12 protein-coding genes are annotated in these 14,003 nt (G+C 74.4%); 4 read left to right on the top strand and 8 right to left on the bottom strand.

Features of this window, described 5'->3' with window-relative positions; genetic code table 11:
- Positions 1 to 29: 29 nt before the first annotated feature.
- Both purH and purN read right to left on the bottom strand, forming a co-directional pair.
- Positions 30 to 1,613 carry a bifunctional phosphoribosylaminoimidazolecarboxamide formyltransferase/IMP cyclohydrolase gene (purH, locus tag ACIHEI_RS15060; RefSeq protein ID WP_387644660.1) on the bottom strand — a complete coding sequence of 528 codons (1,584 nt, stop codon included), beginning with the start codon at positions 1,611 to 1,613 and terminating at the stop codon, positions 30 to 32.
- Positions 1,610 to 2,269: a phosphoribosylglycinamide formyltransferase gene (gene purN / locus ACIHEI_RS15055; protein WP_396606885.1), complete on the bottom strand. Its 660-nt coding sequence runs from the start codon at positions 2,267 to 2,269 to the stop codon at positions 1,610 to 1,612. Before purN ends, purH begins: the two co-directional genes overlap by 4 nt.
- A 348-nt stretch (positions 2,270 to 2,617) precedes the next feature.
- Here purN and ACIHEI_RS15050 point away from each other — a divergent pair, with 348 nt between their 5' ends.
- Positions 2,618 to 3,208, top strand: coding sequence for a hypothetical protein (locus ACIHEI_RS15050; RefSeq protein WP_392955758.1), 591 nt, complete (start codon positions 2,618 to 2,620; stop codon positions 3,206 to 3,208).
- Between the two features lie 7 nt (positions 3,209 to 3,215).
- On the opposite strand, the gene ACIHEI_RS15045 is transcribed toward ACIHEI_RS15050, so the two are convergent.
- Together ACIHEI_RS15045 and ACIHEI_RS15040 are read right to left on the bottom strand one after the other, a co-directional pair.
- The gene (locus ACIHEI_RS15045; protein WP_387866063.1) at positions 3,216 to 3,902 is read right to left on the bottom strand and encodes a response regulator; all 687 of its coding nucleotides are present in this window, start codon (positions 3,900 to 3,902) and stop codon (positions 3,216 to 3,218) included.
- Positions 3,899 to 5,029, bottom strand: coding sequence for a sensor histidine kinase (locus tag ACIHEI_RS15040; protein WP_396606884.1), 1,131 nt, complete (start codon positions 5,027 to 5,029; stop codon positions 3,899 to 3,901). The genes ACIHEI_RS15045 and ACIHEI_RS15040 overlap by 4 nt, the downstream gene beginning before the upstream one ends.
- 107 nt (positions 5,030 to 5,136) lie before the next feature.
- Between ACIHEI_RS15040 and ACIHEI_RS15035 the strand changes: the two genes are divergently transcribed.
- Positions 5,137 to 6,045 carry an ABC transporter ATP-binding protein gene (locus tag ACIHEI_RS15035; RefSeq protein ID WP_387644647.1) on the top strand — a complete coding sequence of 303 codons (909 nt, stop codon included), beginning with the start codon at positions 5,137 to 5,139 and terminating at the stop codon, positions 6,043 to 6,045.
- Positions 6,042 to 6,776 carry a hypothetical protein gene (locus ACIHEI_RS15030; protein WP_387644645.1) on the top strand — a complete coding sequence of 245 codons (735 nt, stop codon included), beginning with the start codon at positions 6,042 to 6,044 and terminating at the stop codon, positions 6,774 to 6,776. The genes ACIHEI_RS15035 and ACIHEI_RS15030 overlap by 4 nt, the downstream gene beginning before the upstream one ends.
- 519 nt (positions 6,777 to 7,295) lie before the next feature.
- Here the strand turns inward: ACIHEI_RS15030 and ACIHEI_RS15025 are convergent.
- Positions 7,296 to 8,564, bottom strand: coding sequence for a DUF6350 family protein (locus tag ACIHEI_RS15025; RefSeq protein WP_396606883.1), 1,269 nt, complete (start codon positions 8,562 to 8,564; stop codon positions 7,296 to 7,298).
- A 117-nt stretch (positions 8,565 to 8,681) separates the two neighbouring features.
- Between ACIHEI_RS15025 and ACIHEI_RS15020 the strand changes: the two genes are divergently transcribed.
- The gene (locus tag ACIHEI_RS15020) at positions 8,682 to 10,328 is read left to right on the top strand and encodes a LuxR C-terminal-related transcriptional regulator (protein WP_396606882.1); all 1,647 of its coding nucleotides are present in this window, start codon (positions 8,682 to 8,684) and stop codon (positions 10,326 to 10,328) included.
- Positions 10,329 to 10,418: 90 nt separating this feature from the next.
- Here ACIHEI_RS15020 and sucD read toward each other — a convergent pair whose 3' ends face one another.
- The 3 genes from sucD to ACIHEI_RS15005 all read right to left on the bottom strand — a co-directional run bounded on the left by sucD (position 10,419) and on the right by ACIHEI_RS15005 (position 13,961).
- Positions 10,419 to 11,309 carry a succinate--CoA ligase subunit alpha gene (sucD, locus tag ACIHEI_RS15015; RefSeq protein ID WP_380361954.1) on the bottom strand — a complete coding sequence of 297 codons (891 nt, stop codon included), beginning with the start codon at positions 11,307 to 11,309 and terminating at the stop codon, positions 10,419 to 10,421.
- Between the two features lie 18 nt (positions 11,310 to 11,327).
- Positions 11,328 to 12,500, bottom strand: coding sequence for an ADP-forming succinate--CoA ligase subunit beta (gene sucC / locus ACIHEI_RS15010; protein WP_380473359.1), 1,173 nt, complete (start codon positions 12,498 to 12,500; stop codon positions 11,328 to 11,330).
- Positions 12,501 to 12,827: 327 nt separating this feature from the next.
- Positions 12,828 to 13,961 (bottom strand): VWA domain-containing protein, encoded by a 1,134-nt coding sequence (locus tag ACIHEI_RS15005; protein WP_392955771.1) that lies wholly within the window; start codon positions 13,959 to 13,961, stop codon positions 12,828 to 12,830.
- Positions 13,962 to 14,003: the final 42 nt, after the last annotated feature.

Genomic DNA, 14,003 nt, shown 5'->3' with positions numbered 1-14,003 from the left:
CGGGGCCCTCGGCGCTCGGGACCGGCCGGTCAGTGGAAGAAGTGCCGGGTCCCGGAGAAGTACATGGTCACGCCGGCCTTCTCGGCGGCGGCGATGACCTCTTCGTCGCGGATCGAACCGCCGGGCTGGACCACGGCCTTGACGCCCGCGGCCAGCAGGATCTCCAGGCCGTCGGCGAACGGGAAGAACGCGTCGGAGGCGGCGTAGGAGCCGACCGACCGCTCGCCGGCCCGGGTGACGGCCAGCTTGCAGGAGTCGACCCGGTTGACCTGGCCCATGCCGACGCCGACCGAGGCGCCGTCCTTGGCGAGCAGGATCGCGTTGGACTTGACGGCCCGGCAGGCCCGCCAGGCGAAGGCGAGTTCGGCCAGCTCGTCGGCGGACAGCGCCTCACCGGTGGCGAGCGTCCAGGTCGACGGGTCGTCGCCCTCGGCGTCGACGCGGTCGACCTGCTGGAGCAGCAGGCCGCCGGAGATGCGGCGCGACTCCAGCGCGTCGGCGGGGGCCTCGGGGGCGCGCAGCACCCGGAGGTTCTTCTTCTTGGCCAGCACCTCGAGGGCGCCGTCCTCGTAGCCGGGGGCGACGACGACCTCGGTGAAGATCGGGGCGATCTGCTCGGCCAGCTCGACGGTGACCGGGCGGTTGACGGCGATCACGCCGCCGTACGCGGAGACCGGGTCGCAGGCGTGCGCCTTGCGGTGCGCCTCGGCGACGTCCGCGCCGGTGCCGATGCCGCACGGGTTGGCGTGCTTGATGATCGCGACGGCCGGGCCCGCGTGGTCGTAGGCGGCGCGGCGGGCGGCGTCGGTGTCCACGTAGTTGTTGTAGGACATCTCCTTGCCCTGCAGCTGCTCGGCGCCCGCCAGGCCGCCGGTGCCGTCGGTGTAGAGCGCGGCCTGCTGGTGCGGGTTCTCGCCGTAGCGCAGGACGTTGCCGAGCTCCCAGGTGTCACCGAGGAAGGTCGGGAACGCGGCCTCGGACTCGGTGTAGCCCGACTCCTCGAACCAGCTCGCCACGGCGACGTCGTACGCGGCGGTGTGCGCGAACGCGGCACCGGCCAGGCGCTTGCGGGTCAGCAGGTCGAAGCCGCCGCCCTGGACGGCCGTCAGCACGTCCGCGTAGCGGGCCGGGTCGACCACGACGGCCACCGAGGGGTGGTTCTTGGCGGCGGCGCGGACCATCGACGGGCCGCCGATGTCGATCTGCTCGACGCACTCGTCGGGGGTGGCGCCCGAGGCGACGGTGGCGGTGAACGGGTACAGGTTCACCACGACCAGGTCGAACGGCTCGACTCCGAGCTCGGCGAGCTGCGCGCGGTGCGACTCCAGGCGCAGGTCGGCGAGGACGCCGGCGTGCACCCGCGGGTGCAGGGTCTTGACCCGGCCGTCCAGGCACTCGGGGAAGCCGGTCAGCTCGGAGACCTCGGTGACCGGGACGCCCGCGGCGGCGATCCGCCCGGCGGTGGACCCGGTGGAGACGATGGCGACACCGGCGGCGTGCAGGCCCTGGGCGAGCTCCTCCAGACCGGTCTTGTCGTACACGCTGATCAGCGCGCGGCGGATCGGGCGTACGTTCTCGGAGACGGGGGCGTTGGCGGAGGGAGCGGCGCTCATGCCGGGATCCATACCTTTCGGTCCTCGATGCGGTGTCCTTCGCGGGCCAGCCGGCCCACGACCTCGACGAGCAGCTTGCGCTCGACAGTCTTGATGCGCTCGTGCAGCGCCTCGCCGCCGTCGGCGTGGTCGGCGTCCTCGACCTCCACCGCGCCCTGGGCGAGGATCGGCCCGGTGTCCACGCCGGCGTCCACCAGGTGCACGGTGCAGCCGGTGACCTTCACGCCGTACGCCAGCGCGTCGCGAACGCCGTGGGCGCCGGGGAAGGCGGGCAGCAGCGCGGGGTGGGTGTTGACGGTGCGTCCGGCGAAGGCGGCGAGGAACGCGGGGCCGACGATCTTCATGAACCCGGCGCTGATCACCAGGTCGGGTTCGTACGACGCGACGGCGGCGGCCAGCGCGGCGTCCCAGCCGGCCCGGTCGGCGTGGTCCTTGACCCGCTCGACGAACACCGGGATACCGGCCTTCTCCGCACGCTCGATCCCGGCGATGTCGTACCGGTCGGCGCCCACGGCGACGATCTCCGCCCCGTACGCGGGGTCGGCTGCGGCGTCGATCAGCGCCTGGAGATTGGTGCCGGAGCCGGAGACCAGAACCACCAGCCGGGCCGGTCCGGGGGTGCGGGGCGGGAACACTTGGGCGTCAGCGGCAGCCACGGCGCGAGTCTCCGAAGGTCGGTGTCGCCCGCTGGTACGTCCACCGTCGGTGGGGCCACTACGGGCGGCGGCAGGTCGGGAGCCGTCGACGGACGCGGGCGGCCGCGGCGCTGCGGGGCCCGGGGAACCGTCGGGAGCTGCCGACCGTCACCACGATAACGGCTGGTGGGAGGCCACTCGTAACCACCCCGCAACGCTACGCGCGTAGTTGAGACGGGGATCTCCCGGCCGCCCGGCAGCGGTCTGGCGGGGTGCCGTACAGCCGCCGACCGGTTGGGGGATCATTGACGGACCGCCCACTCCCCCACCGCCGGGCGGACAAACCGACGAGCAGAAACGGCCGACACCATGAGCAGCGGCGAGGACAGCGGCGAGCGCAACCCCTTCGCGCCCCCTCCGCCCGGCGCCCCGGACCAGCCCTGGCGTCCCCGCGTCCCGCAACGGCCCGAGTCCGGCGACCGGACGGACGGACAGCCGGACGGCGAGCGCCCACAGCCGCCGCAGTGGGGCCCGCGCCCCGAACCCGGCCCGCAGGGGCCCCGCCTCGACCTGTCCGACCCGGCACACCGCGCCGCCCGCAACGCCCTGCTGTCCGGCTTCGCCGCGCTGCTGTCGGTGCTGTTCGGCCAGTACTGGATCGGCTTCCCGCTCTCCCTGCTCGCCGTCTGGTACGCCGTCACCGTGCTGCGTGTGCCCGCCGAGCCGGTCACCGACCCGTTCGCGCCGCGCCCGGTCCGCCCGCAGGTCCCGGCGGCGCTCAGCGCGCTGCTCACCGGCGGTCTGGCGCTGGTGATGTCGCTGGCGACGTTCACCATGCAGTTCGCGTACCACGACTACCTGGACTGCGTGAACTCCGCGATCACCAAGGAGGGCGTGCACAGCTGCGGCAACGACGTCCCCACCTGGGTGACCACGATCTACGAGGGCCCGGCGGAGTGACCTGCCCTCAGGCCTCGTCGACGGCCGGACAGGAGTCGGCGGCCGGGGAGACGAAGCCCGACTCGTAGGCGGCGATCACCGCCTGGGTGCGGTCGCGCGCGCCGAGCTTGCCGAGCAGGCTGCTGACGTGCGTCTTGACGGTCTGCACGCCCAGGTGCAGCCGCTCGCCGATCTCCGCGTTGGACAGGCCGCGCGCCATCAGCCGCAGCACCTGCCCCTCCCGCTCGGTCAGGCCGGCCCGGGCCACCGCCCCGCCGTCCGCCGCCCGCTCGGCCCGGGCCGCGGCGAGGCGGCGGATCGACGCCGGGAACAGCAGCGACTCGCCGGCCGCGACCAGCCGCACCGCCTGGACGATCTCCGCCGGGCGGGAGCGCTTGAGCAGGAAGCCGTCCGCGCCGGCCCGCAGCGCCTCGTACACGTAGTCGTCGGCCTCGAAGGTGGTGACCACCAGGATCTTCGGCGGCCGGTCGGCGGCGCGCAGGATCGCCCGGGTCGCGGCCAGCCCGTCCAGGCCGGGCATCCGGACGTCCATCAGCACCACGTCGGGGCGCAGCGAGCGGACCAGGCCGAGGGCCTGGGCGCCGTCCTCGGCCTCACCGACGACGGAGATGCCGTCCTGGGCGTCCAGGACGGCGCGCAGGCCGGCCCGGATCAGCTCCTCGTCGTCGACCAGCAGCACCTCGATCACCGTCACCGGCCCAACCGTAGCGGCAGCCGCACCCGCAGCACCCAGTCCGTTCCGTCCGGGCCGGCCTCGCAGTCGCCGCCGAGCAGCACCGCGCGTTCGCGCACGCCGCGCAGGCCCTTGCCGCCGCCCCGGCGCCCACTGCCCTTGCCGGTCAGGGTGTTGCGGCAGGACAGTTCCAGCGCGCCGGCCGCGGTCAGCGCCCTGATCCGGACCGGTGCGCCCGGCGCGTGCCGCAGCGCGTTGGTGATGCCCTCCTGGACGATCCGGTAGGCCTCGCGGGACAGCACGCCCGGCAACCCGTCGGCGCGGACGTCCAGTTCGGCGTCGACGGGGCTGCCGGCGGCGCGGGCGGCGGCGAACAGCTCCTCGGCCCGGTCCAGGCCGGGCTGTTCGGTGGCGGCCGCCTCGGGGGCCTCGCGCAGCAGCACCAGCATCCGCTCCAGGTCGTCCAGCGCGCGGCGGCCGGTGGTCTCGATCGCCTCCAGCGCCCGCTCCCGGAACGCCGGATCGGCGACCTCCCGGGCCGCGCCCGCCTGGAGGACCGTCACGGTCAGCGCGTGCCCGATCGAGTCGTGCAGCTCGCGGGCCAGCCGGTTGCGCTCCAGCAGCCGCTCCGCGCGCAGCTCCGCCGCGGCCAGTCGCTCCGCCGCCGACGGACCCAACAGCCGTACGGCCAAGGCGAGTTGGAGCCGTCCGGCGAGCACCACCAGCCACAGCAGCGCGCACAGCAGCGGCACCGCGAGCACCGGCCACCGCGCGGCCGCTTCGAACGCCGCGGCCGACACGGCGCCCGCCGCCATGCCGAGCGCCACCCGGGCGACCAGCCAGAGCGCCGTCCGCCCGCGGTCCGCCCAACTCGCCGACGGGGCCACGCCGATCGACTCCTCGCGGGCCGGCACCAGCAGCAGCCGCGCCTGCACGCCCTCCGCGCGCCGCACCGCCGGCACCAGCGCGACCAGGCACAGCAGCGGCACGTCGACCGCACCGCTCAGCAGCAGCGCCCGCCCGGTCGAGACGCCCTCCGTCCCCGGGTAGACCAGCAGCACCATCCCGGCGAACACCGTACCGACCAGCAGGTGCAGCCAGCGGGCCCAGGTCGCGGGCAGCAGCAGCGGGGCGAACAGAGCGGGCATCACGCCATCCTCCCTCCCGAGAGGGAGACGAACCACTCCCGGGCGGGATCCGCCGCCTCCCGCCTGCCGATTGACTGAAGGTCATACCGAGCGGGAGGAGCGCAGCAGTGATCGAGATTCGCGACCTGACCAAGACGTACGGGGAGCGCCGGGCCGTGGACGGCCTCAGCTTCCGCGTGGAGGCGGGCCGGGTCACCGGCTTCCTCGGGCCGAACGGCGCGGGCAAGTCCACCACCCTGCGGACGGTGCTCGGCCTGGACCGGCCGACCTCCGGCACGGCCCTGGTCGACGGCCGCCCCTACGAGCGCCTCGCCGAACCGCTGCGCCGGGTCGGCGCCCTGCTGGACGCCCAGGCCGTGCACGGCGGCCGCACCGCCACCGGCCACCTGCGGTGGATCGCCGCCACGCACGCCCTGCCCACCCGCCGGATCGACGAAGTACTCGCCCTGGTCGGCCTCACCGACGCCGCCGGACGCCGGATCCGCACCTTCTCGCTCGGCATGCGCCAGCGCCTGGGCATCGCGGCCGCCCTGCTCGGCGACCCCGCCGCGCTGCTGCTGGACGAACCGGTCAACGGCCTGGACGCGGAAGGCATCCGGTGGATCCGGACACTGCTGCGCCGGCTCGCCGACGAAGGCCGCGCGGTACTGGTCTCCTCGCACCTGATGGCGGAGATGGCGCAGACCGCCGACCACCTGGTGGTGATCGGCCGGGGCCGGTTGCTGGCCGACACCTCCACCAGCGCGTTCCTCGCCGAACACGGCCGCCGCCGGGTCCGGGTCCGGGCCGTCGACCCCGCCGCCCTGGCCGCCCTGCTCGCCGACGCCCACCCCGCGGCGGTGCCGCTCGGCGACGGCGCCTACGACGTACCGGACGCCGACCCGGGCGAACTGGGCGCCCTGGCCGCGTCCCACCGGGTGGTCCTGATCGAACTGTCCGTCACCCACGACTCCCTGGAGGAGGCCTTCATGCGGATGACCGCGGACGCCGTCGAGTACCGGGCGGTGGCGGCATGAGCACCTACCCGCTGCGCGCCGAATGGGCCAAGTTCACCACCCTGCGCTCACTGTGGACGACGCCGCTGCTGGCGGTCGCGCTGAGCGCCGGCATCACCGCCGCCGTCCAGTTCGCCTACGGCCGCACCGACACCTCGCTCACCGAGGACCCGATGGAGGGCCTGTTCTACGGGCTCAACTTCGGCCAGGTCGCCGTGGTCTGCCTGGGCATCCTGCTGGTCGGCCAGGAGTACGCCTCCGGCACCCTGACCACCTCACTGGCCGCCGTCCCCGACCGGGTGCGCTTCTACCGCGGCAAACTGCTGCTCGGCGCGGGCCTGGGCCTGGCCGTCGGCCTGCTCACCGTCGCGGGCCAACTCGCCGTCACCGCCGCCTCGGTGGGCCTCGACCTGTCCGCCCCCGGCAGCTGGCGGGCACTCGCGGCCGGGGTGCTCTACCACCCGCTGCTGCTGGTGCTGTGCCTGTCACTGACCACCGTGCTGCGCAACCAGACCGCCGCACTCGGCCTGCTCTCCCCCCTGGTGTTCCTCGGCACCACCGCACTGTCCGCCGTCCCCGGGATCCGCGAGGCCGCCCAATTCCTGCCCGACCGGGCCGGCCTGTACGCCATGCGCCTGCAGGACGCGCCGGACATCCACTACGGCCACGGCGTCGGCCTGCTGCTGATGGCCGCATGGACGGCCGTCGCCGCGGCGGCGGGCCTGCGCACGCTGCGCCGCCGCGACGCGTGACCGCGACCCTGCGTGCCTGCCCACCCACCCACCCGTGACCCCGCCGCCAAGGTGAGCCCCGAGCGGTCCGCTGCGCGGGGCTGGGGCAGAAGCCCGGCCGAAACCCGCTGCGCGGGGCTGAGACGGAAGCCCGGCCGCTGCACGAGGCCGGGGCCGAAACCCGGCCGCTGCACGGGGCGCGGGGCTGAGGCGGAAGCCCAACCACTGCACGGGGCCGGGGCCGAAACCCGGCCGAAACCCGCTGCGCGAGGCTCGCGTGAAGGCCCGCGCAGCGGGTTGGCGTGCGTGCACTTCGGCGGCGGGGTCACGGGTGGGCGGGCGGGCGTCGCCGCGCTACGCGGCAAGGCGGCACACCAGCCTGTACACGCCTACCCGCACGCGCACCGCCGAGCCCCCCGCAGCGAACCGCCCCAAGTCCACTCGCCCCTCTCCCGCTCCAGCCCCGCGCAGCGGAATGCCCCGGGTCCACTTCGGCGGCGGGGTCACGGGCGGGCGGGTGGGCGGGCGGGCGTCGCCGCGCTACGCGGCAAGGCGGCAGACCAGCCGGTACACGCCGACCCGCACGCGCACCGTCGGGCCCGCCCCGTCGCGGGTGTGCCACCAGCGGGCGAGCAGCGCGCCCGGCACCGCCAGGGCCAGCAGCCAGGCGCTCTGCGCCAGGCCGAACTGCCAGGGCACCGGTCCGAGTTCGGCCATCCGCCGGGTGCCGAGCGCGCCTCCGCAGGACCAGCCGGCCAGCACGCCGAACGGGGCGGCGGCCAGCGCGGTGGCGGCGGCGACAGTGGCGGTCTGCAATGCACTCCAACGAGTGGCGGCGCGACCCAGCAGCAGCGCGGCGACGACCGCGGCGGCGGTGGGTGCCGCGCAGGCCAGCAGGTGCCAGTCGGGGCCGCGCCGGTCGGGCAGCACGGCGAGCAGCGGGAAGTCGGGGACGGCGCCGAGCCGGGTGCCCAGCGGCCCGGCGTGGCTGCCCGCGCCGACCGCGAAGCCCGGGCCGAGCGCGTAACCCGCTGCCCAGAGCAGCGCGTTGGGCACCAGTGCCACGCAGGCCAGCAGCATGCCGAGCCATCCGGCGGCGCCGCCGCCGAGCCGCTGCGCGCTCTGTCCGGCCGAGCCGAGCAGCAGCGCCGCCCCGAACACCGCCCCGCCGCCGGCCAGCAGCGCGCCCGCCCACCCGCCCAGCGCCCGCAGGGCCGCCGGCTCGGCTCCGTCCGGCGGCCACAGCGCGGCGGGCAGCGGCAGCCGCCGCAGCTGCCCGGGCCGGCCGAGTCCGGTCCACAGCCCGTAGCCGAGCGCACCGGCCGTCAGCCCCGCGACCGCCAGCAGGTCCAGCACTCCCCGGGAGCACAGTGCGGCCTCCGGGTCGGCGCACTGCGCGACGGCGCCGGCCGCGACCAGCTGGTACCCGGCGTACATCGCCAACGGGGAGCGCCAGCGGACGAACCCGCGCCCCCGGGAGCGCCGGGCCACCCGGCGTCCGGCCCGCACCACCAGCACGGTGATGACCGCCGTGAGCAGCAGCGGGGTGACCGTCACCGGCGCGGCCTCCGGCCCCCGGGCGAGCGGCGCGCCGTGGCCGAGCAGCCAGAGCCCGAACGCCGTCCTGGCCGCGCCCTGCGCCGTGTCGTCGCCGTACGGGGCCAGCACCCACAGGCCGAACACCGGTAACGCGACCACCGAGAGGGTGAGCAGCGCGGTACGTACTCCGGCGAGCAGATCGGCGAGGGAGGAACGACTGTCGAGTTCGCTCGGCAGGCCGAGAATCGGACGGCCCATCAGCTGCGTCATGGGCCACATGCTGCCAAGGCCGCGCGTTACGGGGTGTCAACGCGCAAACCTTCGCCGTGTCCCGGATTATCAGTACATGTGCCTATCGCCGGGACGGATTCGCAGCGGAGGATTGCGGTGACTTCACCTTCGACCGCCGGGCCCGGGCGCACCACCGGAGGCTCCCCCCGCACCCGCGACCTGCTGCGCAGCCTCTCCCCGCGGGAGGCCCAGGCGCTGACCCGCTTCGCCGCCGGCGACGACCTGCGCACCATGGCCCGCAACCTCGGTATCGCCCCCGGCACCGCCCGCGCCCACCTCAACCGCGCCACCCGCAAACTCGGCGCCCGCACTCCCGAGGAAGCCGCCGCCCTCGCCACCGCCCCGGCCCCGTCGGGACACGAGAGTGCCGCCCCGGCAGCAACGGCGAACGCAGCGGAAGGAACCCCTGCTACCCCGGCTCCCGAACCGACCACGCCTGCCCCGTCCGCCCCGCCCGCCCCGGCCGCCCCGGCCTCACCGACGTCAGGCCGCGTCCGCCGCCCGAAGCGCAAGCCCGCCAAGGCCCCCCGGGCGGCAACACCGGGCACCGACCCGACCCCTGACTCCCCCGCACCGGCACCCGCACCGGCACCCGCCCCCGTCCGCCCGCCGAAGCACGAGCCCACCAGCCCCGAAGCCCCCCACGCCCACCACGCCCCGTCCGCCGCGCCCGAGGCCCCCTCCGGGTTCGCCGACTTCGCCGCCCTGGTGCACACCCGTCTGGTGCAGCAGACCTTCCTGCTGACCGGCCACCGGCACCGCGCCGTGCACTGCGTGCACCTCGCGCTGGGGGCGGCCGGGCGGCGCTGGGCGGAGGTGTCGTCGGCGGCGGACCCGGAGGGGTGGGTGCGGTCGGCGGCGTTCGACCTGGCGCTGTCGCCGTGGCACCGGGGCGGCCCGCGCCGGGCCAGGGTGCTGCGGCGGGCGGCGCGGCGCCGGATCAAGGTCGCCGAGCCGGTCGTTCCGGAGCCGCCGACCCGGCTGACGCCCCGGGACCGGGCGCTGCTGAAGGCGTTGCAGCGGCTGTCCCGGCCGCGCCGCCGGGCGCTGGTGCTGCACGACACGCTGGGGCTGTCGGTGGAGCAGCTGGCGGTGGAGGCGGAGTCGAGTACGGCGGCGGCCGAGGCCCGGGTGCGTTCGGCGCGCGCGTCGCTGGCCCGGGACGTCCCGGCGCTGGTCGGCGACCCGGCCGACCCGGAGTTCGTGGAGCGGCTGGGCGAGCTGCTGCACCTGGCGGCGGTGCACGGCTGCCCGGGCCCCTGGCTGCCGCCACCGGCCCTGCTGGTGGCCGACAGCCGCCTGCACACCGGGCTGCTGACGGGCGCGGCGGCCACCCTGACGGTGGCGGTGGGCGCGGCCGTGGCGGCCACCCTGCTGGGGGTCGGCCCGGCCGATCTGCTGCGCCCGGGCCAGCCGGCGGCGACGGCCTGCACGGCGGCGGGTTCGGGCAGTGCGGGTCCGGCGGCGGGGGCCGGCGCGCCGGGCCTGCGGACGCCGTGGTGCGGTCCGACGCCGGGGGTGCCGGCCCGGTTGGTCGGCCCGCCGGCCCGGGAGCTGCCGTCGGTGGAGCCGTCCGACGGCGACGACGAGGACGACGGTACGAGCAGCATCGACGCGCTGCCGCCGGGTCCGTTCCGGGCGCCCCGCCGCCCGCTGCTCCCGCCGCCGGCGCACCACCGGCTGCCGCCGCCGCTGGCCGGCACGTGCGTGCCGTTGGCGCACTGCCGGCCGCACGGGTCCTGACCGGGTCCACCACCCGCGACAGCGCCCGGACGCCGAAGGCGCCGCCCACCCCGGGGGTGGACGGCGCCTTCGTGCCGAAGCGGCGTTGCCTTACTTGGCGGCGGCGATCAGCTCGCGGGCCAGGCGGGCGGTCTCGGACGGCGTCTTGCCGACCTTGACGCCGGCGGCCTCGAGGGCCTCCTTCTTCGCCTGGGCGGTGCCGGAGGAGCCGGAGACGATGGCGCCGGCGTGGCCCATGGTCTTGCCCTCGGGCGCGGTGAAGCCCGCGACGTAGCCGACGACCGGCTTGGTGACGTGCTCGGCGATGTAGGCCGCGGCACGCTCCTCGGCGTCGCCGCCGATCTCGCCGATCATGACGATCAGCTCGGTCTCCGGGTCCTCCTGGAACGCCTTGAGGGCGTCGATGTGGGTGGTGCCGATGACCGGGTCACCGCCGATGCCCACGGCGGAGGAGAAGCCGAGGTCGCGCAGCTCGTACATGAGCTGGTAGGTCAGGGTGCCGGACTTCGACACCAGACCGATCTTGCCGGCGCCGGTGATGTTGGCCGGGATGATGCCCGCGTTGGACTGTCCGGGGCTGATCAGGCCGGGGCAGTTCGGGCCGATGATGCGGGTCTTGTTGCCCTTGGCACCGGCGTGGGCCCAGAACGCGGCGGTGTCGTGCACCGGCACGCCCTCGGTGATGACCACGGCCAGGCCGATCTCGGCGTCGATCGCCTCGACGACGGCGGACTTGGTGAACGCCGGCGGGACGAAGATGACGGTGACGTCGGCACCGGTCTTCTCCATCGCCTCGACCACGGTGCCGAACACCGGGACCTCGGTGCCGTCCACGTCAACGGTGGTGCCGGCCTTGCGCGGGTTCACGCCGCCGACGATCTGGGTGCCGGAGGCGAGCATGCGGCGGGTGTGCTTCATGCCCTCGGAGCCGGTCATGCCCTGGACGATGACCTTGCTGTCCTTGGTAAGGAAGATAGCCATGGTGTTAAGTCCCCTTCCTTACTTGTTGGCCAGCTCGGCGGCGCGGTCAGCGGCGCCGTCCATGGTGTCCACCTGCTGCACCAGCGGGTGGTTGGCGTCGGTCAGGATCTGACGACCCAGCTCCGCGTTGTTGCCGTCCAGGCGGACGACCAGCGGCTTGGTGACGGCCTCGCCCTTGCTCTCGAGGAGCGCGAGGGCCTGCACGATGCCGTTGGCGACCGCGTCGCACGCGGTGATGCCACCGAAGACGTTGACGAAGACCGACTTGACGTCGGTGTCGCCCAGGATGATCTCCAGGCCGTTCGCCATCACCTCGGCGGACGCGCCGCCGCCGATGTCGAGGAAGTTGGCCGGCTTCACGCCGCCGTGGTTCTCACCGGCGTACGCGACGACGTCCAGGGTGCTCATGACGAGGCCCGCGCCGTTGCCGATGATGCCGACCTGGCCGTCGAGCTTGACGTAGTTCAGGCCCTTCGCCTTGGCCGCGGCCTCCAGCGGGTTGGCGGCGGCCTTGTCCTCGAGCGCCTCGTGCTCCGGCTGGCGGAACTCGGCGTTCTCGTCGAGGGAGACCTTGCCGTCCAGGGCGATGATCTTGCCGTCGCCGGACTTGATCAGCGGGTTGACCTCGACCAGGAGGGCGTCCTCCTTGACGAAGACGACCCAGAGCTTCTGCAGGACGTCGGCGACCTGGTCGGCGATCTCGGCCGGGAACTTCGCGGCAGCGACGATCTCGGCGGCCTTCTCCGCGGTCACGCCCTCGTTGGCGTCCACCGGGATCTTGGCGAGCGCGTCGGGGTTCTCCTCGGCAACGACCTCGATCTCCACGCCGCCCTCGACGCTGGCCATGGCCAGGAAGGTGCGGTTGGTGCGGTCGAGCAGGAAGGAGACGTAGTACTCCTCCTTGATGTCCGCGGTCTGCGCCAGCATCACCTTGTGGACGGTGTGGCCCTTGATGTCCATACCGAGGATCGCCTCGGCCTTGGCCACGGCGTCCTGCGGGTCGGACGCGAGCTTCACGCCACCGGCCTTGCCTCGGCCACCCACCTTCACCTGAGCCTTGACGACGGCTCGGCCGCCGAAGCGCTCCGCGATGGCGGCAGCGTCTGCGGCGGTCTCGATGACATCGCCGTCAAGCACGGGTACGCCGTGCTTGGCGAAGAGGTCCCTCGCCTGGTACTCGAACAGGTCCACGTGTTTGTCCTTGTTCGTGGTCGCGGAATGTGTCTCTACGAGCGTGCCACGGCAGGATCTTCGCTGCGGGTCGTCGGCGCTGAGCGGGTACGCAGATGTACGGCCTTGCGGCCCACCCAGTTGCCGGGCGCATCGTGGATCTACACGCGCGTCACGTCCGCATGGCAGGTTATCCCCGGACGGCGGGCATGTTTCGCCCGGGACCTGCTCGACCTTCGTGAGAACCGTCACAGCCGGCCCGGCCCGGCGTGTCCCGGGCCACCCGCGACCCCGGGCGCACGACGGTCCGCCGCACCACAGGATCACCCGCACGGGTGGCGTCGGCCGCTACTGCCGGTCCGGCACCGGCAGCGGACGCTTCTCGATCGCGGCCGCCATGATGTCCGGAAACGCGTCCGGAGTGCAGGCGAACGCCGGGGCCCCCAGCGCCGCCAGCGCCTGCGCGTGCGCGTGGTCGTAGGCCGGCGCCCCCTCGTCGGACAGCGCCAGCAGCGCGATGAACTGCACCCCCGACGCCTTCATCGACGCCACCCGCTTCAGCATCTCGTCCCGGATGCCGCCCTCGTACAGGTCGCTGATCAGCACCACGATGGTCTCGGACGGGCGGGTGATCTTCGACTGGCAGTACGCCAGCGCCCGGTTGATGTCGGTGCCGCCGCCCAACTGCGTCGCGAACAGCACGTCCACCGGGTCGCTCAGCTGCTCCGTCAGGTCCACCACCGAGGTGTCGAACACCACCAGCCGGGTGTCCAGGCTGTGCATCGACGCCAGCACCGCGCCGAACACCGCCGAGTGCACCACCGACGGCGCCATCGACCCGGACTGGTCGATGCACAGGATCACGTCCTTCTTCACCGCCCGCTGCGCCCGCGCGTAACCGACCAGCCGCTCCGGCACCACCGTGCGGTACTCCGGCAGGTACTTCGACAGATTCGCCCGGATGGTCCGGTCCCAGTCGATGTCCCGGTGCTTGGGACGGTTCACCTTCGCGCTGCGGTCCAGCGCCCCGCCCAGCGTGGAACGGGTCTTGTCGGCCAGCCTGCGCTCCAGCTCCGCGACCACCTTCCCGACCACCATCCGCGCGGTCTCCCGGGTGGTCTCCGGCAGAGCGTGCTTCAGCGACAGCAGCGTCCCCACCAGGTGCACGTCCGGCTCCACCGCGGCCAGCATCTCCGGCTCCAGCAGCAACCGGTCCAGCCCCAGCCGGGAGATCGCGTCCTGCTGCATCAGCTGCACCACGCTGGTCGGGAAGTACTCCCGGATGTCCCCCAGCCACCGCGCCACCTGCGGCGCGGACCCCCCGAGCCCCGCCGACCGCTTCCCGTCCTCCCGGTACAGCGCCCCCAGCGCCCCATCCATCGCCGCGTCCCGCCGCGAAAGCCGCACCCCGGTCCCGTCCCCGTCGGCCCCCAGCACGAGCCGCCACCGACGCATCCGCTCATCGTCCTGACGGACAGTCATCTGAATCGCTCCTCAGCTCGGCTGATGGACGCCCCGCCCGAC

It is taken from the genome of Kitasatospora sp. NPDC051984, from assembly GCF_044593455.1.
In the GTDB taxonomy this organism is placed as follows: domain Bacteria; phylum Actinomycetota; class Actinomycetes; order Streptomycetales; family Streptomycetaceae; genus Kitasatospora.
Note: the sequence above shows the minus strand (reverse complement) of the source record. Positions and strands in the feature narration are given on the sequence as shown.